This window comes from Aureisphaera sp. (assembly GCF_059726885.1).
In genome coordinates, this window is the sequence record NZ_AP041051.1 from 2,474,077 (window position 1) to 2,497,398 (window position 23,322).

At 39.5% G+C, this 23,322-nt stretch carries 23 protein-coding genes; 12 read left to right on the plus strand and 11 right to left on the minus strand.

All coding sequences use genetic code 11. The annotated features are described in order from the left end of the window. Positions 1 to 29 precede the first annotated feature (29 nt). Genes AC6JAD_RS10845 through AC6JAD_RS10860 form a run of 4 tightly spaced genes read right to left on the minus strand, consistent with a single transcriptional unit; the run spans position 30 to position 1,802 of the window. Complete coding sequence (locus AC6JAD_RS10845) at positions 30 to 335, minus strand: hypothetical protein (RefSeq protein ID WP_461305057.1); 306 nt, start codon at positions 333 to 335, stop codon at positions 30 to 32. Next, positions 325 to 861 carry a hypothetical protein gene (locus tag AC6JAD_RS10850; RefSeq protein ID WP_461305058.1) on the minus strand — a complete coding sequence of 179 codons (537 nt, stop codon included), beginning with the start codon at positions 859 to 861 and terminating at the stop codon, positions 325 to 327. Before AC6JAD_RS10850 ends, AC6JAD_RS10845 begins: the two co-directional genes overlap by 11 nt. Before the next feature lie 37 nt (positions 862 to 898). Continuing rightward, entirely contained in the window at positions 899 to 1,192 is a 294-nt protein-coding gene (locus AC6JAD_RS10855) for a winged helix-turn-helix domain-containing protein (protein ID WP_461305059.1), read from the minus strand. A 4-nt stretch (positions 1,193 to 1,196) separates the two neighbouring features. Next, a complete protein-coding gene (locus AC6JAD_RS10860) occupies positions 1,197 to 1,802 on the minus strand; it encodes a hypothetical protein (RefSeq protein WP_461305060.1) in 606 nt (201 codons plus the stop codon). A gap of 305 nt (positions 1,803 to 2,107) precedes the next feature. Here AC6JAD_RS10860 and AC6JAD_RS10865 point away from each other — a divergent pair, with 305 nt between their 5' ends. Together AC6JAD_RS10865 and AC6JAD_RS10870 are read left to right on the plus strand one after the other, a co-directional pair. Next, positions 2,108 to 4,162, plus strand: coding sequence for an alpha/beta hydrolase family protein (locus tag AC6JAD_RS10865; RefSeq protein ID WP_461305061.1), 2,055 nt, complete (start codon positions 2,108 to 2,110; stop codon positions 4,160 to 4,162). Continuing rightward, on the plus strand, positions 4,159 to 4,521 hold the full coding sequence (locus AC6JAD_RS10870; RefSeq protein WP_461305062.1) for a DUF1801 domain-containing protein: 363 nt from the start codon (positions 4,159 to 4,161) through the stop codon (positions 4,519 to 4,521). Before AC6JAD_RS10865 ends, AC6JAD_RS10870 begins: the two co-directional genes overlap by 4 nt. Here AC6JAD_RS10870 and kdsA read toward each other — a convergent pair. Continuing rightward, on the minus strand, positions 4,518 to 5,336 hold the full coding sequence (gene kdsA / locus AC6JAD_RS10875; protein WP_461305063.1) for a 3-deoxy-8-phosphooctulonate synthase: 819 nt from the start codon (positions 5,334 to 5,336) through the stop codon (positions 4,518 to 4,520). The genes AC6JAD_RS10870 and kdsA overlap by 4 nt on opposite strands. A 172-nt stretch (positions 5,337 to 5,508) precedes the next feature. Here kdsA and typA point away from each other — a divergent pair, with 172 nt between their 5' ends. Continuing rightward, the gene (gene typA / locus AC6JAD_RS10880; RefSeq protein ID WP_461305064.1) at positions 5,509 to 7,302 is read left to right on the plus strand and encodes a translational GTPase TypA; all 1,794 of its coding nucleotides are present in this window, start codon (positions 5,509 to 5,511) and stop codon (positions 7,300 to 7,302) included. A gap of 8 nt (positions 7,303 to 7,310) precedes the next feature. On the opposite strand, the gene AC6JAD_RS10885 is transcribed toward typA, so the two are convergent. Continuing rightward, complete coding sequence (locus AC6JAD_RS10885; protein WP_461305065.1) at positions 7,311 to 8,045, minus strand: glycosyltransferase family 2 protein; 735 nt, start codon at positions 8,043 to 8,045, stop codon at positions 7,311 to 7,313. Between the two features lie 112 nt (positions 8,046 to 8,157). On the opposite strand from AC6JAD_RS10885, the gene AC6JAD_RS10890 reads away from it, so the two are divergent. Beyond that, the gene (locus tag AC6JAD_RS10890; RefSeq protein ID WP_461305066.1) at positions 8,158 to 9,648 is read left to right on the plus strand and encodes a hypothetical protein; all 1,491 of its coding nucleotides are present in this window, start codon (positions 8,158 to 8,160) and stop codon (positions 9,646 to 9,648) included. A 15-nt stretch (positions 9,649 to 9,663) separates the two neighbouring features. Here AC6JAD_RS10890 and AC6JAD_RS10895 read toward each other — a convergent pair whose 3' ends face one another. Continuing rightward, the gene (locus AC6JAD_RS10895; RefSeq protein ID WP_461305067.1) at positions 9,664 to 10,809 is read right to left on the minus strand and encodes a glycosyltransferase family 2 protein; all 1,146 of its coding nucleotides are present in this window, start codon (positions 10,807 to 10,809) and stop codon (positions 9,664 to 9,666) included. Then, on the minus strand, positions 10,793 to 12,103 hold the full coding sequence (locus tag AC6JAD_RS10900) for a hypothetical protein (protein ID WP_461305068.1): 1,311 nt from the start codon (positions 12,101 to 12,103) through the stop codon (positions 10,793 to 10,795). The genes AC6JAD_RS10895 and AC6JAD_RS10900 overlap by 17 nt, the downstream gene beginning before the upstream one ends. Positions 12,104 to 12,412: 309 nt before the next feature. Between AC6JAD_RS10900 and AC6JAD_RS10905 the strand changes: the two genes are divergently transcribed. From AC6JAD_RS10905 to AC6JAD_RS10930, 6 genes are read left to right on the plus strand one after another with little or no spacing between them, the layout of a single operon-like run. Then, positions 12,413 to 13,252 carry a GNAT family N-acetyltransferase gene (locus AC6JAD_RS10905; RefSeq protein WP_461305069.1) on the plus strand — a complete coding sequence of 280 codons (840 nt, stop codon included), beginning with the start codon at positions 12,413 to 12,415 and terminating at the stop codon, positions 13,250 to 13,252. Next, the gene (locus tag AC6JAD_RS10910) at positions 13,249 to 14,355 is read left to right on the plus strand and encodes a DegT/DnrJ/EryC1/StrS family aminotransferase (RefSeq protein WP_461305070.1); all 1,107 of its coding nucleotides are present in this window, start codon (positions 13,249 to 13,251) and stop codon (positions 14,353 to 14,355) included. Before AC6JAD_RS10905 ends, AC6JAD_RS10910 begins: the two co-directional genes overlap by 4 nt. A 38-nt stretch (positions 14,356 to 14,393) precedes the next feature. Continuing rightward, positions 14,394 to 15,653 carry an O-antigen translocase gene (locus AC6JAD_RS10915; RefSeq protein WP_461305071.1) on the plus strand — a complete coding sequence of 420 codons (1,260 nt, stop codon included), beginning with the start codon at positions 14,394 to 14,396 and terminating at the stop codon, positions 15,651 to 15,653. 3 nt (positions 15,654 to 15,656) lie between these two features. Next, positions 15,657 to 17,138 (plus strand): O-antigen translocase, encoded by a 1,482-nt coding sequence (locus AC6JAD_RS10920; RefSeq protein ID WP_461305072.1) that lies wholly within the window; start codon positions 15,657 to 15,659, stop codon positions 17,136 to 17,138. After that, positions 17,135 to 17,887, plus strand: coding sequence for an acyltransferase (locus AC6JAD_RS10925; RefSeq protein ID WP_461305073.1), 753 nt, complete (start codon positions 17,135 to 17,137; stop codon positions 17,885 to 17,887). The genes AC6JAD_RS10920 and AC6JAD_RS10925 overlap by 4 nt, the downstream gene beginning before the upstream one ends. An 11-nt stretch (positions 17,888 to 17,898) precedes the next feature. Beyond that, positions 17,899 to 18,312: a sugar 3,4-ketoisomerase gene (locus tag AC6JAD_RS10930; protein ID WP_461305074.1), complete on the plus strand. Its 414-nt coding sequence runs from the start codon at positions 17,899 to 17,901 to the stop codon at positions 18,310 to 18,312. Here AC6JAD_RS10930 and AC6JAD_RS10935 read toward each other — a convergent pair. Then, positions 18,309 to 19,448, minus strand: a complete 1,140-nt coding sequence (locus AC6JAD_RS10935) for a glycosyltransferase family protein (RefSeq protein WP_461305075.1) — start codon at positions 19,446 to 19,448, stop codon at positions 18,309 to 18,311. The two genes, AC6JAD_RS10930 and AC6JAD_RS10935, sit on opposite strands and share 4 nt — an antisense overlap. A gap of 38 nt (positions 19,449 to 19,486) precedes the next feature. Here AC6JAD_RS10935 and AC6JAD_RS10940 point away from each other — a divergent pair, with 38 nt between their 5' ends. Continuing rightward, complete coding sequence (locus tag AC6JAD_RS10940; RefSeq protein WP_461305076.1) at positions 19,487 to 20,581, plus strand: glycosyltransferase; 1,095 nt, start codon at positions 19,487 to 19,489, stop codon at positions 20,579 to 20,581. 3 nt (positions 20,582 to 20,584) lie between these two features. Here the strand turns inward: AC6JAD_RS10940 and AC6JAD_RS10945 are convergent, their stop codons facing one another. Together AC6JAD_RS10945 and AC6JAD_RS10950 are read right to left on the minus strand one after the other, a co-directional pair. Then, positions 20,585 to 21,526, minus strand: coding sequence for a glycosyltransferase family 2 protein (locus AC6JAD_RS10945; RefSeq protein WP_461305077.1), 942 nt, complete (start codon positions 21,524 to 21,526; stop codon positions 20,585 to 20,587). Beyond that, entirely contained in the window at positions 21,519 to 22,412 is an 894-nt protein-coding gene (locus AC6JAD_RS10950) for a glycosyltransferase family 2 protein (RefSeq protein WP_461305078.1), read from the minus strand. The genes AC6JAD_RS10945 and AC6JAD_RS10950 overlap by 8 nt, the downstream gene beginning before the upstream one ends. A gap of 86 nt (positions 22,413 to 22,498) precedes the next feature. Here AC6JAD_RS10950 and AC6JAD_RS10955 point away from each other — a divergent pair, with 86 nt between their 5' ends. Beyond that, entirely contained in the window at positions 22,499 to 23,320 is an 822-nt protein-coding gene (locus tag AC6JAD_RS10955; RefSeq protein WP_461305079.1) for a 2OG-Fe(II) oxygenase, read from the plus strand. Positions 23,321 to 23,322: the final 2 nt, after the last annotated feature.

Below are 23,322 nucleotides of genomic sequence, written 5' to 3' on the forward strand. Positions count from 1 at the left end.
TTTAATTGTTTATAGTGTTAATAATCATGTTATTTTATGAATTCGAGTAAGAGGTATACATAGCCCATAGCTATGGGGACATTGGCAAGGATCAGGCAGATTCCATAAAAAGATTCTAGCAAATCCCTTCGTATAAGATCTATGATGAGGAAGAGTAGGATCGTGCCGTTAAATAGGACGGCAAATGCGGTATAGAGCATTCCTAGAAATGCAATTTCCATAGCATCCCCGAGGAGCAGTTGAATAAGAAACAGTAAGGTTCCTATACAGAAGAAAGTGATAGCGATCCATTTTGCAGATTTGAAGGATACGATTAGGTTTTTCTTAGTAGTCATAAGGCGAAAATTTTGGGCGGGACATCATTGAATTCCTTCTGTAGGAGCGCATTTCATTAATAGCCTTTTCAGGAAATAGAGCCTTCCTGAATTCATTGAAATCGAGCGGAAGGACCTTCTTGAAATCGAAATGATGGAAAGAGTTGGCACTTTTTCCGAAACGATAGGACTTTAGGTAATAGGTGAAATAATCCGGGAGCAGGATAGTGCCAAGGATCAGGACACCATAGAGGTAAGGGGTCCTTTTTCCATTGCCAAAACACGCATATTGCAAGGCGATTTCATCTTCCACGGTGGTGCCGTAACCACAAAGCAAGTGATAGGCATCGTGACGCTCTACCTTTGGTATGAGTTCGAAGCCATTAGTGCTCAGGAACATTCCCAAACGATATCCAAAAGTGTGGGTTGGCAAGCACAAAAGGTCTTCACTGGAAAGTCCCCAGGGTTCCTTTTTTTTGAATTGACAGTACAATACCATAGACTTTTCGAAGAGCCAATTAATAAGTTGTTTTCTTAAAGGTTTCATAAAGTACTTTGAATTTCAAAGTGATTAAATAAAAAAATTATGTTTTACGAATCAGCCGTTCAAGGGCTTCAATATGTTTTTTAAATGCTATTTTCCCTAATTTGGTGGCACTGTAGCGTGTATTGGGTTTTCTACCAATGAACTGTTTCTGAACCAAAATATACTTCTCTTTCTCCAAGGCTTTAAGGTGGCTGGCCAAGTTTCCATCGGTAACATCCAAAAGCTCTTTCAGTCGATTAAAATCCGCATCATCATTCACCATGAGTATAGACATAATACCCAAGCGTATTCGATGGTCAAATAGTTTATTTATGTTTTCAATTATTCCCACTGGGTTATTTTTTGTCCTGTATCCATATCATACTTCCATACACAATATGAAAGACCCCAAAGCCAATGACCCAAAGCCAAAAACCATATCCTGGTAGCATGGCACAAATGATTCCCAGTACCACTTCGGCAATTCCAAGGTATCGTATGTTACCCACGGTATATTTGGAGGCATTTATGAGGGCAAGGCCATAGAAAATGAGCATGAGCGCACCCGTTTGTCCATATTTTTGCTGGTTCAATATAATAAGGATATAAGCACCACCCGCTACAAGCGGAATTAAAAAATTGATCAATAATCGTCTGGTGGAAGCATCCCACATACGTACCCCGGCCTTTTTGGCTTTCTTGGTGGTAAAGTAGATAGCCGTAACAACGCTTAAAAAAGCCACGAGGAATAGATCCAATAGAATGAGCCTGAATACATGGCCATCCAATATAAGGTATTCCCTTCCCGATATGCTCACCAACCAATAGGCCACGGCAGCACCTATTAAAGCATAAATCCCGGCAAATACCCCAGAAAGACCACTAAGGGAAATAAAACGGGAGGAGCGGTTCATTAATTCCTTGATTTCACTGATGTCCTTTAAATAATCTTGCTCACTCATAATAAAGTACTTTGAAAAACAAAGTAAATGGAAATTGTGGAATATGCTATGCTTTTTGTAAATAATTTAACAAACAGGAAAAACCCTGAGCGCAAATACAGGAAAAATCCTGTTGCTTGATATCATGATTTAATCGCATATTTGAATTGTATAAGTCTCGACTTAATTTATTTTAATAATCAGCTGAAAATTAATTGGGGAGTTAATTTACAACAATGATTATTTGGTCTAGGGCTGTTCTTCGGAACAGCCTTTTTGTTTTTCGTAAACTTTTTGTAATATAGGGTTACGACAATATACCAAGTATGCTTAGATATCTTTTAATTCTTTGTTTATTACTTTTCATTTCCCATAATTCATTCTCTCAAGAGGAATCATTACCGGCGGAACAACTTCAGACGAAGGAAATAGAAAAGCCTGAGGAAGAGGGCTTACTTAAAGAAGTGCCAGTAGAGGTTTTATTTAGAAAAAGCCATCAGCACAGTTTCTCCATTTCACCCAACGGAAAGTATTTTGCCGAAGTGGTAGAGAATAATGCCGACAGCCATATTTTTAATGCGGAATCATTTCTATATATAGTCGATATCGACAAATATGAATTAATTCATAAAATCCCGCTCGACATGTTTGGGTTGGATGCACTCTATTGGCTTACCGATAATAGAATTCTGTACGAGTCCAAAGGTGCTATAAAAGCAATTGACATTGACGGGAACAATCCCATGGAAATAGTCGGAAGGCGTGACTTTAAAAAAAGATACAATTGGTGGAATCAATACAAGAATATTAGGTACAACTCACTTATAAGTCTTTTGCCAAGTAAAGAACATCAGATTTTGGTAGAGACCCATGATCATAACTTATACGCAGCTATTCGCGAAGTAAATATTTTTACCGGTGAGCAATATGTGCTTATGCATCCCGAAAAATATAAGGTGAACAAATGGATTACGGATATAGAGGGTGAACCTCGTTTGGCGATGAAATTTGAGGAAAAGGGTTTTACGTATTATAAATTTGATGAAGATGAAAAACGACTCACCCCGTTTTATGTAAATATAGATGGGCGAAAGCAATCCTTAACCATTGATGCTAGTTCGTACTTAGGGCAGAATATTACTTTAGAAGGTTTCAGTCTGGAGAAAGATATCATATTCCTTACTTCAAATATTACTACGGACAAACGTAAACTGATTAGTTATGATATAGAAAAAGAGGAGGTTGTCGATGTACTGGTGGAGGATGTAAATTGCGATGTGCTCGATTTGCATGGGGAAGGACTTGGGGTAGTTTTCGACTATTACGAGCGCAAACTAGCTGGTATTAAATATTCGGGATTAACCCCTCAGTACAAATGGTTCTCGGATAGGTTTGCGGGGTTTTATAATGACCTAAGTGCAGGTCAACCCCAATTTTTCAACGAAATTATCGATTCAGATAGTAATAGTGATCGCCTCTTGGTGTACCAATGGAGTGATGATGCCGTTGGAAATATTGGAGTGTATTTTACCAAAGAGAAATCCTATAAGGTAATGTTTCACTTCAATGAAGAATTGAACAAATACGAACTTTCCAAATCCAAGAATATCGTAATTTCTGCCCAGGACAATTATAAGCTCTCAGGCTACCTGAACTTTCCGGTAGACTACGACGAATCCAATCCACCTCCTCTTGTGGTTATCCCACATGGAGGGCCTTGGGCAAGGGATTATTGGGGTGTCGAGGAGTTCTCACAGTTTTTTGCAACACGGGGTTATTTGGTGCTTCGTATCAATTTTCGTGGGTCTACAGGATTCGGAAAGGCACATGCCTTAGCAGGAATCAATAATATAGATGAGGTGATGATTAGTGATATAGCCGACGCTACTAAATCGATCATTGAACAATATAATATTGATAAGAATCAGGTAAGCATATTTGGTCATAGTTATGGAGGATATGCTGTCTATATGGGCCTTATGAAGTATCCGCAACTCTTTAATTCCGGAGTGGCCGTATCTGCGCCCACCGATATTAAGGAATGGATGAAAACTATAAAGAAAGAAGGATTTCATTACGCATATGAGTTTTGGAATACAGCATTAGGGTCAGAAAAAAAGAAGTATTTGGAAAAAATTTCACCCTATTATTCAAGTGAAAAAATCAGAAAACCGGTTTTAATATTCCATGGTAAGTTCGATGAAACCATCTCGGTGGAACAGGCGAAGAAAATGGCGGAAAAGATGAAAAAGGAGCAGAAGGATGTTAAAATCGAGATTTTGAATAGCGAAGGGCACTCCATAGAAGATTCCAACGTATTGGGATATGTGCTGAAACAATCCGATGCATTCTTTCAAAAGCACAGAGCAACTTCCCAATGAATCCAGCCGAGGAATATATATTGAGGCAGGGCGAGCCATTCCGTTCTATGTTGCTTCATATTCAGGTGGTTATCGAAGCGACGTTATCTGAAGTGCAGCTTACCTATAAATGGAGGCTACCATTTTACTACATAGACAAGACCCCTATCTGTTATCTTAATGTAACAAAAGGATATGTAGATATTGGTTTCTGGACGGCAAGGCATTTTACCAAACACCGGGAACTCATGGTTTCTGAAAATAGAAAAGTGGTCAAGTCGCTACGCTATTGGAGCCTCGAGGAAATAGACGAACAAGTGCTGGTCGAGGTACTCGAACAGGCATACAAACACAGAAGGGAAAAATTCCTGGAAGGTTAAAGCTGCTGAATGGTCTTTCTGATGGCCACCAAATCGCTTAGCAATTTTTCAAGTCGGCTTAAATCCAACATATTGGCGCCATCACTTTTGGCATTCGCAGGATCGAAATGTGTTTCAATAAACAGTCCATCTACACCCACGGCAATACCTGCACGGGCTACAGTAGAAATCATTTCGGGTCGCCCACCGGTCACTCCAACTGATTGATTGGGCTGTTGTAGGCTATGGGTAACATCCAGAACGGTAGTCCCAAAGGTTTTCATAGTAGGAATCCCACGGAAATCAACAATCATGTCCTGATATCCGAACATGGTCCCACGGTCGGTGATCATGGCTTTGTCGTTTCCACTATCCAATACCTTCTTCACGGCATGCTGCATCGACTCTGGGCTCATAAACTGTCCCTTTTTAAGGTTTACCGTTTTGCCGGTTTTTGCAGCTGCCACGACCAAATCCGTCTGTCGAACCAAAAACGCAGGTATTTGAAGAATGTCTACGTATTCGGCAGCCATTGCGGCATCGCTTACTTCATGAATATCGGTCACTGTTGGCACATCGAAGGTTTCCGAAACCTTTCGCAGGATTTTCAGTGCTTTTTCATCCCCAATTCCTGTAAAACTATCGATACGGCTTCTATTGGCCTTTTTAAAACTTCCTTTAAAAACATAAGGAATTTTCAGGTTATCGGTTATTTGTACCACGGTTTCTGCAATCCGTAAGGCCATATCTTCCCCTTCAATGGCGCAAGGCCCGGCCAGTAGGAAGAAATTATCGGAATCTGTATGTTTCAGTTTTGGAATGTGCGAAAGCTCCATAAATGTATTTTGATGTGCAAAGATAAATAAATCTTAAGGGGTAGGAACTATTTATCACCGTGGTCTTCAATCTATATTATTTATACACTTACCCCTTTAAATCCATTTATTACACGTACTTTTGCAGCCTCAAAATGAGGTCGATTTATTTCGGTCTCAGAAAGCTATAACAATGAATATCAAAAACATCGCAATCATTGCTCACGTAGACCACGGTAAAACAACTTTGGTAGATAAGATCATGCATCATTGTAGTTTGTTCCGTGAGAACGAGAAAACAGGCGAATTGATTTTGGACAATAACGACTTGGAACGTGAACGCGGAATTACCATTACCTCCAAGAATGTTTCGGTAACTTACAAGGATACTAAAATCAATATTATAGATACACCGGGTCACGCCGATTTTGGTGGTGAGGTTGAGCGTGTATTGAATATGGCCGATGGCGTGTTGTTATTGGTAGATGCTTTCGAGGGACCCATGCCGCAAACCCGTTTTGTATTGCAAAAAGCGATTTCATTGGGGCTAAAACCCTGCGTTGTTGTGAACAAGGTGGATAAGGAAAACTGTACTCCAGATGAAGTACATGAGGCAGTATTCGATTTAATGTTCGAATTGGGTGCAGAAGAATGGCAATTGGACTTTCCTACAGTGTACGGTTCGGCAAAGAACAACTGGATGAGTACCGATTGGCAGAATGAAACGGATTCTATAGAACCCCTTCTCGATATGGTATTGGAGCACATCCCATCACCAAAAGTGAATGAAGGAACCACGCAGATGTTAATTACTTCCTTGGATTTCTCCTCTTTTACGGGACGAATTGCCATTGGAAGGTTACAACGAGGGAGTCTTTCAGAGAATATGAATATTTCGTTGGTAAAACGGGATGGTAAAATATTGAAAAGTAGAATCAAGGAACTCCATACTTTTGAAGGATTAGGCAGAAAGAAGGTAGCTCAGGTAAACGCTGGAGACATTTGTGCCTTGGTAGGTCTAGAAGGATTTGAGATTGGGGATACAGTGGCGGATTTTGAAGCTCCGGAAGCGTTGAAAACCATTGCCATAGATGAGCCTACCATGAGTATGCTTTTTACCATTAATGACTCGCCTTTTTTCGGAAAAGATGGAAAATTTGTAACCTCTCGTCACATAAAAGAGCGTTTGGAAAAGGAATTGGAGAAAAATTTAGCATTGCGTGTCGAGCCTACGGATAGTGCAGATAAGTTTATGGTTTTTGGTCGTGGGGTACTGCATCTTTCTGTACTTATTGAAACCATGCGACGTGAGGGCTATGAATTACAGATTGGTCAGCCACAGGTAATTATCAAGGAAATTGACGGTGTAAAATGCGAACCAGTAGAAGAATTGACCATTGACCTTCCGGAGGAAGTAAGTGGTCGTGCCATCGACATGGTAACCATTCGTAAGGGTGAGATGGCCAGTATGGAAGCCAAAGGGGAGCGAATGCTATGTAAGTTTATGATTCCGTCACGGGGTATTATTGGACTTCGAAACAATTTATTGACTGCTACGGCAGGAGAGGCCATTATGACGCACCGTTTCTCGGAGTATCAACCGCTTAAGGGGGGTATTCCCGAACGACAGAATGGAAGTATGGTTTCTATGGAAAAAGGGACCGCCATACCTTATTCTATCGATAAACTTCAGGAAAGAGGTCGTTTCTTTATCGATCCGGGAGAAGATATCTATGAGGGTCAAGTTATTGGGGAAAACTCCAGACAGGACGATATGGTAGTGAATGTGACCAAGACAAAAAAACTGACCAACGTGCGTTCTGCGGGAGCAGATGATAAAGCACGCATCGTTCCTGCTATTAAGTTCTCTTTGGAAGAGGCTTTGGAATATATTCAGAAGGACGAGTACGTGGAGGTAACCCCTAATCATTTGCGATTGCGAAAAGTATTACTGAAAGAAGTAGATAGAAAGCGGAATAAGGCGTAATAATTTATCTAGGAACGTTTCCTAAATAAATTAAGGAAATTGTATTTAAAGATACACCACAACGCCCAAACCCCGTCTTTCCAGTTAATCTTTTTGCCTTCCTCATAGGTTCGGCCGTAATAGGAAATCCCTACTTCGTATATGCGTATATTGGGGATTCGTGAGATCTTGGCAGTTACTTCTGGTTCAAATCCAAAACGCTTTTCCTTGAGGGTAAGTCCTTTTAAAATATCTGCCCTAAAAAGCTTGTAACAAGTTTCCATGTCGGTAAGATTGAGGTTGGTGAACATATTGCTCAGAAAAGTGAGGAATTTGTTTCCAATGGTATGCCAAAAGAATAATATCCTATGTGGATTTCCTCCCATAAAACGGGAACCATAAACAACATCGGCCTTACCATTTAGCATGGGCTTGAGGAGTAGGTTGTATTCATTGGGATCATATTCCAAATCCGCATCCTGAACGATAATGAAATCACCCGTTGCGAGTTCGAACCCTTTGTGCAATGCGCCTCCTTTCCCTCCATTTTTAGGTAAGGAATGGAATTTTATGTCAAGTTCCTTGTTCGATTGAATAAATCCTTGGATTAGGGTAGCGGTGTTGTCCTTGGAGCAATCGTCCACAATAACGATTTCCTTTTCCAGATTATCTGGCAAACTAATGGTATTGAGTTCGCTCAATATGTCCATTATGGTGTTTTCTTCATTGTATGCGGGAACAACGATGGAAAGGGTCTGACTCATTCAATCAAATTTGAGCAGTAAAGATAGAGATATCTAAAATATAGACGACTTCCAAAATAATAAACAATGGAACGTCCAACTTGGGAAAGCATTTTAATGCTATTTTTGAATCATGAACTTTCGGGATATACCCATTGCCCATAAAATTCTATTACTATTAGGGTGTCTGCCTTTGGCCATATGGGCCTTTCATTATCTTACCGTCGATTTGTGGTATGATGAGGTATATTCCCTGGAACATTATGCGCTCACGGATCTTAAGACCACCTTATTTTATTATCCCGCCCCCAACAATCACATATTTTTCAATCTTACTACCCAATTCATTTCAAGGATATCTGGACTTCGCACTGTTTTTGAAGCGGCCAAACATGTGTATGTGTTTCGCACATTGCAATTATTGATCTCCTTGGGGACGGCCTATTACTGCCTCAACATCTTAAAGCGGCATTTTAGCTTTAAGAATCACGCACTGGTAACTATACTTTTGTTTACTACGATTCCATTTCTTAATTTTTCCTTGCAACTAAGGGGATATAACATGAGCTCTTTATTTGGAGTTATGTTGCTGTATTATTCCTGGGCCTATATCGATAATGGTAAGGGATTGGCCAGAAATATGATTGTTCTTTCTGGTTTTTTGTTAATGTATACTATTCCCGCCAATGTATATTATTTGGGAGGCTTATGGTTAATAATAGGAGCTATTTGGGCTTATGCCATTTGGAAGAAACGCAGGGAAAAGGCAAAAAGATATTTTTGGACCTTGGTGTTTATTTCCTTGGGTGTGGTGATTGCTACGGCTTTTTATCTTCCCATTATTGAAGATGTTATTTTCAATGAATATTCTTCAAAAAGTTATCCTGGTATATTTTATACAGTAGGGGTGTTTTTAGAAGCGATTCCAGCCTATCTATCTGGGCGTTATTTTCTGTTGCCATTGGTATTCTTTGGAGGCTTTTTATATTTTAAGCAGCGGGAAACCAAGGAATCTTGTTATGCACTATTGCTTTTGGCATTGTTCCTTCTACCATTCGGAATTGCCTTTGTGCATCAAAAAGCACCTTTTCCAAGGGTATTTGTAGGCCTTTCCCCGATTTTTGCAATGCTTTTAACTGTCCTGGTAGTGAAATGTATTGAAGGGGTGACAAGGCCCTTATTCCATAAATGGTTGTATTGGGGTGTTATGGTATATTGCCTATTCACTTTTTTCTTTGAAGTAGGGCGCAGCGATGAACAGATAATTCAGAACCTGAAGAAAAATCAGGCCATTACCCAGAACCTGAGTGCCAACTATTATTTGTCATCGTCATTTACACCAGATACCACCATACAAGCATTGGGAAAGATATATGAAGGGGCACAGGTGTATGACATGGATTTATTGGATTGGCCATCGACAAGATTATATCTTAGAAAGTATAACATTCCGTATCAGTCTATAGAGGCCATTGATGAAATTGAAGTTCTTAAAGGCAATGATCCCATTTATGTGATAACCTCCAAAAGGGAAAAAGTGATGAAAGCACTTGAAAGCACCCAATTTACTGTAACTGCCCTTACCGAAGAAGGCTCGTTCTTGACCTTATTGAAATTAGAATAGTAGGAGTGGAGGACTTTATCTTTTAAGACCTAGTACACTAAAGAAAAGACTGAATAGAATTACCTGAACCCCCAGAAGTAAAACAGTTACGGCGGCAATAACTTCCCTTAATACGGAGTTGCCTTCAATATCCCCGAAATTGATGGATTGCCATGTAGTATAGGCCGAAATACTTAAGAAAACACCCAAGCCAAGTAACAAGGCTCCTCCAATTAAACCTTTTTCTAAGGTGATAAGGTGGAACAGTCTGTCATATTTATTCGATTTGGGAAGCAGATCATTTTCTACCGTAAACACCTTGGTAAGGCCATAGAATAGAATGAACTGAAATCCAACAAGAAATAAACAAGAGGTAAATAGTAACGTATGTACATCTAGTACCAGCGACCCCAACTCAAGCGGACCTAGAAACAGGAGAATTGAAAATACTAAGCCAATAAGCATGAGTAAAGCACCCGGTAATAGAAACAGCCATCTCGGACTGTAGAGCAATAGGAATCGCAAATGTCTCCATCCGTCACGCCAGGTATTTAGATGCGGTGGCCTGGAGCGACCATCTGGAGAAAGAATGGTGGGAACCTCGGCAATTTTAAGGTTTTTCAAACTGGATTTCACAATCATTTCGCTTGCAAACTCCATCCCAGTGGTTTTTAAATCCATGATCTGATAAGCTTCCTTGCTAAAACCACGTAAACCACAGTGAAAATCTCCGATGTTCGAATTAAAAAACAATCTTCCAATAAAGGAAAGCACCGGATTGCCTAGGTATTTGTGCAGAAACGGCATGGCACCCTTTTTTATGCCTCCTTTAAACCGATTTCCCATGACCAGGTCATACCCTTCCCGCAGCTTTTCAACATAAGGCATCATATTGCTGAAATCATAGCTGTCATCTGCATCTCCCATCATAACATATTTTCCATGCGCTGCTTTAATTCCTCCTTTCAGCGCATTTCCATAGCCTTTTTCCGCTACATCCACGACACGGGCATTTAGGCTTTGTGCAATTTCCTGAGAACCATCGGTGCTGCCGTTATCGGCGATAACCACTTCACCATTAATACCTTCCCTGGAGAAAAAGTCCTGCGCCTTTTTAATACAGGTGGCAAGCGTTTCTGCCTCATTAAGGCAGGGCATAACGACACTAAGTTCTGGCTGCATAACGTTGAATTAATTGCTTCGATAGCAAGAATACAATAATAAGGGCTAATGGAAAAAAATAAAACTGATATCTTATAATCGTATGGGCCACAAATGCCACTAAAAAAGCATTGATAAGAATAAGGACGGAACAGAAAAACAGAATACCGTTTTCTAAGGTATACTTCTTTAAAACCTTTATTCCACTGTATATAAAGACCCCTATAAAAAATAATAAAACAAATATAGATTTGAATCCATGCACAATGTTGGTTACCAAGAGGTAAGACCACTCCTTAAAATGCTCCTTAACCAATAAAGGCATCATTTGCTTGGCGGCCACTTCAATATCGACCTTACTGGTAAAAATTTCTCCATGCCTATTACAATAGTAGTTCCAACCACGCTCATAGAAATTCTGGTTACAGATTTTAGGGAAATTATTGTGGAAACGCATGTACTTATCCTTATAGGTTCCTAGAACTTTGGAACTTAATAGGTCCAAACTGTCCATTCGGTTATAGGACATAAGAAAAATAGCCCTATGGTGCTCGTTCTCAAAAAGGATGGTATCCTTCCTTTCCGAGGTATACAAGGGCAATGTAATTGCGTTCACATAACTGAAAGGAGTGGTCACAAAATGATCGTGTACAATCTTTCTGTAGGTACTGTCTAAAGTGTTGGTAACAAATGGGGTGATAATGAGAAGTATAAGATACTTAAGGTATGGCTTCCGAAAAACCCTTTTTCGATACTTCAATATAAAAATCAACAGGATGACAGGGATCATAATAGAGAACTGTCCCCTGGTGAGCAGTAATATGATGTATGACAAGATAAGAAGGTAGAAGGTTCTGTAGTTTTCCTTGAAAAGGAAATCGATTGTAAATGTCATCAACAACAAATACAAAGGATAGGATATCCCTTCAGGGCATACATTATTGGCCGTATTCAAAGGAGGGAATAATGGAAATAACAGGACTAGGAACACCAAGGTTTTAGCAATCCAATTCCATGATAACACCGATATTACCTTTTTAAAAAACACATGGATGCCAACGAGCGAAAAAAGCACTTGGCTAGTCACTATGGAGATGTCGTAATAGGTCTGGCCGAAAATGAAATCCATACCCCGGATAAATAATACATACACAGGATAGCGGTTAATGTTTACGTGCCAGTAGCTATTGGTCGCAGGCGAATGAATCGCCGGTTGGTTGATAAGGTAGATGAACACCAAAAGATAAATACCATAAAGGACAAGGTCCATTTTGGTGGTATTTTCCTTAAAGAAGCGGTTCATCAGGGTGCGCATAGTTCTTCTTTCGGGCAAAGGTAAAATTATTAAAGTAACTACCTGTTCATTTATTCTGAATTAAAAAAAGGGCTCGGGTATATATTTGAAGGGTATTTTAACGTTTATAAATGGTCGTGTTCGTAAATCACCCTCGATTGTACAGAGTAGTTCATGAAATTCGATACTTTTGTTTATTAATTCAATCAACCATAAGCTAATTAATTCGCCATTTACCAAGTAGTAAAATATACCCAAGCACATAAGGACGCCTGGAATCGGTTTGTGAAAGAGGCTCCCAATGCTACATTTCTATTTCAACGGGATTTTATGGAGTACCATAGCGATCGTTTTACCGATTGTTCACTCCTTGTTTTCAACAATGAAAAGTTGAAGGCCGTCTTACCCGCGAACAGAACTGGGGATGAGGTGTTCAGTCATCAAGGCCTTACCTATGGGGGTTTGGTACATCGCTCTACCTCAGTTTCTGAAATGGAAGATGCCTTTGGGGCTGTATTGGAATTCTTGAAGAAAGAGGGGTTTGTTCTTTTCAACATAAAAATCCCAGCTCCGTTTATCTCCAACCCATATAGCAGCGCTCTAGAGTACTTTTTGGTGCAGAAAGGTGCGAAGATTATGCGACGCGACCTAAATTATGCTCTAGACCTACGCAACGAAGTAAAGTTGCATAAATCTAAGAGAAAGAAGTTGGCAGCCATCGATACGTCAGAATTACAAATTGAAAAAACGGAAGACCTTTCTTCCTTTTGGAATGAAATTCTAAAACCCGTATTGAGCGAAAAATATGATTCCAAACCCGTACATACCTTGGAAGAAATCATGAACTTGAAAAAATCATTCCCCGAGCATATCTTACAGTACAATGTAATGTTCAATGGAATGCCTATTGCCGGTATGACCCTTTTCCTGAATGGTAAAGTGGTGAAGTCGCAATACGGAACAGCCAATAAATTGGGTGAAGAATACAGGGCGCTTGATTGGCTATACACGAAATTGTTTACCGAATACAAGAATCTGGGATATCATTATTTCGATATGGGTACTACCAACACCAATGGCGGAAAGGATTACAATAAAGGACTATCTAAGTACAAAGAAGAGTTTGGAGCGCTACCAATGAACATGGACTATTATAAACTCACTCTATGAAAGTTCCATTTCTAGATTTACATAAAATAAATGCTCGATATGATCGGGAATTTAAGGAGGTTTTTGCAAGTTTCTTAGATTCGGGTTATTACATTCTAGGTAATCAGGTGCGGCAATTCGAAACAGATTTTGCAGCCTACTGCGGGACGAACCATTGTGTTGGGGTAGCCAATGGATTGGATGGACTTCGACTTATTTTAGAGGGCTACAAGGAACTTGGACGCATACAGCATGGGGATGAGGTCTTGGTTGCATCTAACACATATATTGCTACTATTTTAGGCATAAAACAAGCCGGATTAACTCCAGTGTTGGTCGAATCCGAGGTGTCTCGATACAATTTGGATATGGATAAATTAGTTCCACATGTAGGGCCAAAAACCAAAGCTATTATGCCCGTTCATTTGTATGGGCAATTAGCTCCCATGGATGACATCAATGCATTTGCCAAGGCACATGATTTATTGGTGATCGAAGATGCGGCACAAGCACATGGCGTAATAGCCGATGATGGAAGGAAGGCCGGGAATTTATCCGATGCTGCGGCTTTTAGCTTTTATCCAACAAAGAATTTAGGAGCCCTTGGGGACGGTGGTGTTGTGACTACCAACGATAAGGGATTGGCCGAACTGATAAGCAAATTAAGAAATTACGGATTTTCTCAACGATATGTGAGCGATTGGGTAGGGGTAAATAGTAGATTGGATGAGGTGCAGGCTGCGTTATTGAATATAAAATTGAAGGATTTAGACGATGACAATGAAAAGAGACGAACCATTGCCAGGCGGTATCTTTCTGAAATAACCAATCATCGTCTCGAAATGCCCCAGTATAATGATGGAAAAGATCATATTTTCCATTTGTTCGTCGTTCGTGTTGAGAATCGAGACCATTTTCGGGCATACCTTGACGGGAAGGGGATAGGCCATTTGGTACATTACCCAATTCCGCCACACAAACAAAAAGCATTGAGCGAGTTATCATCTTTGAGTTTTCCCGTTACTGAAAATATTCATAATACCATTGTTAGCATTCCCATTAGTCCTGTAATGACAAACGAACAGGTTAGCGAGGTAATAACAGTATTAAATCACTATTCTTGAAAATCCCAAAGTTTATAAAAAACAACCTGCTTTTAAAGATGACTTCTTTAAATGCTCCCGTAATCCTCACTAGACTGGGGATTTCGCTTTTTATCCAAAGGATGATCAGTCTATATTTTGGGGAAGTAGGTTTTCACCTAATGGGGCAGTTGAGGAATCTCATCCAGATGCTCACATCCCTCACTTCGCTTGGTGTCTTTAATGGAATAGTGAAGTATGTGGCCGAATTCAAGGAAGATAATGAGATGCTCAAAAAGGTATTCTCAACCACCTTCGTATTCTGGTCCTGTGCCGTTGGAATATCGTTTTTAGGTCTCTTTTTCGGTGCTGGATACATTAGTGAGTATATTTTTCAAAGCCGGGACTATACCTTTCTCATTAAGATAACAGCCATTATTGTGCCCTTTATTGGGCTGCAGCGTATTTTTAATGGGGTTGTTAATGGACTTTCCCAGTACAAGAAATTCGTTAAGATAGACCTTATAAGCTACCTAGTATCGGCCGGGCTTACCCTTTATTTTGTGTACGATAAGAATTTGGACGGTGTATTATTTTCGATTGCCATCACCCCATTTTTTCAGTTTTTGGTACTGGTACTTATATTCTTCAAGGAACTAAAGCGGTATATCCCATTTAAGCGATTGTCGTTTAAGATTCCGATGGCAAAACCTTTATTGGCATTTAGTTTAATGTCTTTTTTCGCCACAGTAGTTCTTAATTATTTGGAAATAGAAATCAGGAATGTGATCGTGCGTGTTATTTCTGAAGAAGGCTCTGGTATTTGGACAGCGATGACCTCTTTGTCCAAAAACTATATGTCCTTTTCTATCATGCTTTTTTCCATGTATGTACTGCCAAAATTTGCCGTGATTAAAACCCAGGGGGATTTTACCAAGGAACTGCGTACAATTTACAAAACACTTTTGCCCATTTTTGGTGTGGGCATGATATTGGTGTACCTGCTACGCGATTTTATTATAGATTTAGTGTTTCCTGGACACGACAAGGCTGCCTTGGAACCATTATTCAAATGGCAGCTTATAGGGGATTTCATTAGGCTTATGGCAATGGTAGCCTCCTATCAGTTTATTGCCAAGAAATTGGTTAGGACCTTTATTTTTACAGAACTCTTGTCCACAGGGCTGTTTTTTGGTTTTGCTTATACCTTCGTAAACATTTACGGAGTGGAAGGAGTAGTGATAGGACATTTACTCCGTTATATAGTGTATCTAGTTGTTGTACTATTCTTAGTGTACCGCTATTTCAGAAAGAAAAGGGATGAAACCGAGGTTTCATAGATTTTGGAAGATAAAAAAGAATCATATCGTGAAGTTGTTAAAGCTACTTCCCTTTTTGGAGGAGTAAAGGTATTTAGCATCTTAATAGCTGTGATTAGGTCTAAGGTTATTGCCTTGCTTATTGGTGCAGAAGGAATGGGAATAGCCAGTCTTTTCATGTCCACCTTACAAATGGTGAATGGCGTTACCAATCTTGGGATGGACAAAAGCGCCGTTAAGGATATATCCTACGCACGGGAGAAACAGGATCTAGCAGGGATTCAGAAGACCATTTCCATTTTAAGCCGAATTACTTGGATTACGGGGATCGCGGGAACCGCACTTATAATGTTAACCTCTCCTTGGTTAAGTGAATTAGCCTTTGGAAATAGGGAGTACACTTTGCTATTTGTTTGGGTAGCAATTTCGTTGCTTTTTATTCAATTGACGAACGCCAAGTTAGCAATCCTTCAAGGTATCCGAAGACACAGGGCATTGGCTAAAGCCAATTTGTTAGGGAATTTTTTGGGACTGATTCTCACTTTACCACTCTATTACTATTATGGTATCGATGCTATTGTACCTGCCATAATACTTGCCACATTTTTGAGCGTACTGGTTACTCACTACTATGTGCTGAAAAGTCAGGTTAAAGTCGATTCGATTCGAACTAAATCTGCATTTTCCGAAGGCAAGAGTATGATAAGGCTAGGCATTATGTTAAGCATTAGCGGCCTAATGTCATTGTTGGGAGCTTACATTCTTCAAATTTATATAAGTGCCAAGGGAGGAGTGGATCAGGTAGGGTTTTACAATGCTGGATTTGTGATTCTTAATACCTATGTCGGATTGATTTTTAGTGCCATGGCTACCGACTATTTCCCACGATTGTCTGGGATTATCGACGACATAAAGAAAATACAACAAACCGTTTTTGAGCAGGCTCACGTGGCTTTGCTTTTAATCTCACCGATCATTGTGGTGTTTATAGCCTTTGCGCCTCAGATCATTCGTATTTTGTACTCTGGGGAGTTCGATCCCACCATTGTTTTTGTGAGTTGGGCGATCATGGGCATGTTTTTTAAAGCCGTTTCTTTTTCAGTGGGTTACATTATCATTGCGAAAGGAGACTCCAATCTGTTTTTAAAAACAACCTTTATATTTAATGCCTTATTGCTCACGCTCAATATTCTTGGGTATACCTATTATGGCTTGTTTGGGCTAGGGGTCAGTTTTTTAATCTACTTCGTCATTCACTTTATTGCCATACAAATCATCACCTATTATAGATACGGTTTCTATTTTAAAAGTGATTTTTATACCGTTTTCATTAGTTGCCTTATCATTTGTACAGGTGCTTTTTTAGCGTCATTTTTGGGAACTATTTTATGGAAGTACAGTTTATTGGTACTTTTGATCATAATTTCACTTATTTATTCTTTCATTCAATTGAATAAGAAAATGGATGTAGTGGGATTGTTGAAAAACCGTTTTAGGAAAAAATGAGTTCGTTAAGAGGGACATACAGGCGCTTAAAGAAACGATGGAAAATCATTCGATCTGTGAATTGGATCAAAACATGGTATTTCAATTATAAGATGTTTCCTTCTCGAATTGCCCGTAAATTGCCTGTTGTTTTTTACGGTAGTGTAAAGTTTACCTGTCTTAAGGGCAAAATTACGATAGAGGGTCCTGTAAAAAAGGGAATGATTGGTTTTGGCCAGGCCTATGAAAAGAATACCCGACAAAGGGGAATTGCCGAAATTAACCTTCAGGGTGAATTAGTGTTTAAGGGATATGCTCAGTTTGGAAAGGACTATGTGATTTATATTCATGATAGTGGGTATTGCGAGTTTGGACATATGGCATCTTTGGCATCCAATGGAACGATTATTTGTTACGATCGTATTGTTTTGGGGACGTATGCAAGAATTGGATCTCAAGGCCAACTCATCGATACCAATTTTCATCAGATGATCGATACCCAAACAGGTGAGAAGTTGCCCATGAAAGGAGCCATTCAGTTAGGGGACTATAATTTTGTGAGCAATAGGGTGACGATCATGCAAAAGACCAAAACCCCGAATAATTGTACCATTGCATCCAATACCTTATGCAATAAAGACTATACCCCGTTGGGAGAGAACATCTTGATTGGAGGTATTCCCGCTAAGTTGCTAAGGGAACACGTTTCTCGGGATTGGGAAGGGGAAAAAGAACAGATTGAAAAAAGCCTAAAGATTTTCGAATCCTAAATTTATACACATTGACACGTACAAGTACAGACGATATCAGAATTATTGAAATACCCAGAATCGAAGATCCTAGGGGAAATTTGGCTGTGATAGAAAAAGACGTCGTTCCTTATACAATTAAGCGAGTCTATTATCTGTACGATGTGCCCAGTGATGCTTCGCGTGGCGGTCATGCCCATATAGACCAGTTAGAGTTGTTGATCGCTGTGAGTGGTAGCTTTACTGTGGTTATGGATGATGGAGAAAATAAAAGATCGGTCACCTTGAATAAACCAAATAAAGGGCTTCTCATACCTACCGGTATTTGGAGGGAGTTGGACGATTTTTCTTCAGGGTCAGTATGTTTGGTACTTTCTTCAGGTGAGTTTTTGGAAGAAGACTATATTAGAAGCTATCAAGATTTTCTGAAATACAAAGCAGATTAGGAAGTCCAGGTGGCAACATAATTCTTAGCCACTTTCTTGTACTCATGTTGCTTTTCAACAAAATTCCTAGCATTGGATCCAATAATTGGAATCATGTCCTTGTTGTCTAATAACCAGGACAATTTAGACACTAGATCGTCCACATCTGGCAGGGCATTAATGCATATTTCATTTTCTTCCAAGCCGTAATGGGTTAAAAACTCATCCTCTGCACCCGTAAAGACCACTTTGCCGCGAGCCATGGCCTCCAAGGCATTATACCCTTGATCGTACCCAAATACTTGATCCAACAAGATATGGGCTTCCTCGAAATGAACTATGTATTCCTTGTACGGCAGATTGGTCACGGTAACAATGGTTACATCGCTTGGATATTTGGTTTCAATGAGTTTCAATGCTTTTTCAAAATAGGGAACTCCTTTGGCGAACATATTGCCGCGATTGATCCCTAAAAGAATATTGATTTTACCTTCAATAGCCAGTGGTTTGTAGGCTATATTATCCAGATTTACGGGATTGGGTATAAGCCCCTTGAATTTTGGATGTCCTTTCAATGGCAACACATAGTCGAAATCGGAAGCGATGATTCCCTCCACATTTTCCATCAACAACCTGTGGGTCTTCTGGTGACTTCCCTTGGCATAATCCAAAATGTACTGTACCGATGGTTTTAAAGAGGGATCTTCAAAATAGGGGGTAAGTATGGAATATTTGGGCTTTTTGGTCAATAGGTACTCTACCACAAATGTATCCGCACCACAAGAAAGCAAATACACCTTTCCATTGTTTTTAAAGATGTTCTTTACTAATTTTCTTTCCAGCCAAGGAAGGGTTTTAATCGGTTTTTCATTTATGAATTGCACGACATCGTACCCCTTAAAATGTTTTTGTTTTTGCCAGAATTTTAATCCCCTTTCCAGGGTTAACAAATCGAATTTGAAAATTCCAAAGATTGCCTTTCTGAAAAAATCAATCACGGGTAGTGTGAAGAAGCTCGGGCGAATCGATATATCTACATCAAAATTTTTGAATCCGTCGCCATCACCCACCAAAGTCACCTCGTGTCCTAAGGAAATTAGGCCCTCTTTAAGGTTATTGTGAAGACGGCTGTACTCACCCAATAATAAAACTTTCATAAAAGTTATATTTGTTCCAAAGTTAAGTTTTTAAACGCATGGGACAACCCAAATATAAAATTGCCTTGGTGGGCAATTCCTTAAGTAGCGGTGGTGCTGAAAAAGCCCAGGCAAGGTTGTCCATGTTCCTGGATGCAAACGGCGTAGAGGTGCATCATATTTTGGTGAGCGATAAGATTACCTATCCATATGCGGGAAAAATATTCAACTTGGGATTGCTCAAGAATGCCTCCAATGATGTGTTCAACAAACTGAAACGGCTCATTGCCTTGCGCAAGTATTTAAAAAAGGAAGACTTCAATTATATCATAGATTTTCGAGTAAAGAAGAATTTCTTTCAGGAAAGCCTTATAGCCAATTGGGTGTACAAAGCACCCTATGTTATGAGTATAAGGAGCTTCAATACCGATTATTATTTTCCAAACAACCCACAAAAAGCCGCTCGGATCTATAAGAAGTCCCATGCCCTTGTAGCTGTTTCCAAAGCCCTTCAGCAGAAAATTGAAACCGATTATGGGTATACTAATGTAACCACTATATATAATGGATTGGATTTTCAGGCTTTAGAAGTATTATCACAAGAAGATTCAGCATTACCCTTTCCGTATATACTTGGAATTGGTAGAATGCAAAGTGGAATTAAACAGTTCGATCATTTAATTCATGCCTATAATGAATCGAATGCTAAGGAACGAGGAATGCATTTGGTATTGGTTGGGGAAGGAGAGGACAGGAAGGGGTATGAGGAATTGGTATCTCAACTGAAGTTGGAAAACGTAGTCCATTTTTATTCATTCAAAGAAAACCCGTTTCCCTATTTCAAAAATGCATTTGTCACTGCTTTGACCAGTAAATTTGAGGGTTTTCCCAATGTGCTTATTGAAAGCTTAGCCTTGGGGACACCAGTTATAGCTTACGATTGTGAGTCTGGTCCCAGTGAAATAATTTTGCACGAAGAGAATGGGCTCCTTATAAAAAATCAAGATAAGGATGCTATGAAAGAAGGTCTAAACCGATTGGTAAACGACAAAGATGTATATGAACATTGTAAGGGTAACGCCAAGACTAGTGTGAATCAATTTGCGATGGAGCATATAGGCCAACAGTGGCTTGAGCTTCTTAACATCGACTAGGGACTATTTCCCGTAACTGTTCATTGAGAATCCCAAATTCTGTAGCCTCAACTTTGTTTGGTGGGAAAAGTGCAATAGGCCTCTCGGCATTTTTAACAATAGTTTTTGCTTCCAGTTCAGGTTATTGGTGTCTATGCCGGCTACCAGTCGGTCATAATTGCTTCTGTCACCACCCAATTTGTACATTTTTGCCTTTACGTAGCGTTGAAAGTCTAAGTACTTTTTTATATCCTTCCTATCTGGAAATTGAGCTTCGTAATCATCATAGTCAGGTATTTTTTTGTCACCTAAACCTTTCTGGGTAATCTGGTTTTCCGAATCGAATGCATATTGCACCAATGGATTCGAATGGTATGCCATTTTGTACACGGCATGCGCTCTAATGTTGAAGTCAACATCTTCACTAAAGCGTATGTCCTCGTTGTAATATCCCACATTTTCGAATACCTCTTTTTTCACGCATAAACAGGATGGATAATAGAAGTTTTGATTAAGGTTCGCTGCGAAAAAGTTCGTTACTATGCCGTGTTCTTGTATGCCTTGAATCGAGAAATCATGGGTTATGATCCTTCCGCTTTTTAGGACTACCTCATACTTGGTGGCATAAAGGGACGCATTAGGATATATAGTGATGAGTTGCTGAATGGTGGCCAGAAAGGAAGGTTTCCAGAGATCATCCGCATCCAAAAAAGCAATATAATCTCCATTTGCTGCCCTTATTCCGGTATTTCGGGAGGCAGACAAGCCTTTATTTTCGGAATGCGCTAAAAATTGGATTCTTGGGTCATTAATTTCCTTGGCTTTTTCGAAACTGGAATCCGTAGAGCAGTCATTTATAACAATGATTTCAAAATCATCGAATGTCTGATTCAGCACACTTTTTAGGGTGTCCTGTATATAATTTTCCTTATTGAAAAGCGGTATGACGACTGAAAACCTAGGCATTCAATTTATCTTTTAACAAAGCGTAATGATACAAACGATATAGGTCGAACCATCTAAGGTTTGGATTATCTGAATATAGGTTTTTTTCAATTCGTCCTTCGAACCTTTTCATAACACTTTTGAAAATCCCCAAACCACCCCATTTTCTGAGCTTAAGGTACAATCGTTGGACGGGTCTGAAATCTTCTGGAAAATTTCCGTCATTATGAAAATGAAGACTGGTTTCTAATGATTCAATGGACTTTTTTATGAAGGTTTGGGTGTTCTCCAATCCTAAATGATAAACTGGATTGTCAATATGGGTAACTTCCAATCCATTTCTATAGATGAAATAGGAAACAATATTATCCAGTCCATACCTGTTTTCTGATACTAGATTTATCTTAAAAAAGGCCTCTTTTCGTATGAGTAGATTTTGCGATATAATAAAATGGGGGTTTTTAAGACGATCCTTTACAGATTTTGCTTCGCGGTCACTGCCGTATTTCCAACGAAGTACTTCCTTTAATTCCGGTTTGGTTTTATGATAATCGACACCTCCAAAAATAATTGAGGAATCCTTATGATTATCCAGGGCAAAACGTTCAATAAAGTCAGGATACTTGGGCATTACATCGGCATCGAGAAATAAAAGCCAATCGTACTTCGCATTTTTAGCTAGATGGTTTCTGGTGGCGGTACGCCCCAGGTTTTTTTCATTTTTCACCAACCTGCAGTGTTCCAATTCATCAATCTTTGCATTAAATTGTATAAGCGTATTTTCTGTAGAAGCATCATCGGCCACAATGATTTCGAATTCATAATCCACCTTTTTACATTGTTGATGAATAGTTTCCACAAGTGGAAGTATGTTCGTGTTGTATGTAGGGATGAGAATTGACAGCATAGCTAGAAAGAGATACAAAAATAGGCTTTTGGTTGTATTTATGTTTTATAATTAAACTATTTTAGGGGCACAAAGAGAAGGAATATATGGAGACCAAAGCCATTGCTGATATAATTTTCGATAGGTTAAACCAAGAAAAGGAAAGAATTGCGGAGCAGTTTGCGAATTCCCGAGAGGGTATCGGCCATTTTTTTGTGGATGACCTATTACCCGAATCGATGGTGAAGGAAATTTATGAAGCCTTTCCGAAAAAGGAAGAAATGGTTCGTAAAAAGAGCCTGAGGGAATATAAATACGTGGCTGCTCAAATGGATCAGTATAATCCTTTATTAGAAAAGGCTATTTATGCTTTTCAGGATAAGCGTATTGTAAAACTGGTAGGTGAGGTATGTGCTATTGATGAGTTAGAGCCGGATGAGAACTTGTACGCTGGTGGAATCTCCCTGATGGCAGAAGGAAACTATCTGAACCCACATTTGGACAATTCACATGATAAAGATCGGGACAGATGGCGTATTCTGAATTTGTTATACTATGTAACACCCAATTGGGAAGATGAGTATGGGGGACATCTAGAAGTTTGGCCGGGAGGATTGGAAAATCCACAAATCACATTGCACAGTAGATATAACAGGTTGGCCGTAATGGCAACACATAAAAAATCATGGCATAGTGTAAGTCCGGTAGTTACTAATGGTGAAAGATGCTGTGTGTCCAATTACTATTTTTCGAAAACCCCTTTACGGGAAGATGATACATTTCATGTAACAAGCTTTAGGGCAAGGCCAGGTGAGAAATTCAAGGATTTTATTCTGGGCACCGATGCCAAATTGCGTATGATGGTACGCAAAATATTTAAAAAAGGAATTCGGGAAAATCCACACCGTTATAAAAAGGAAGACGAATAATA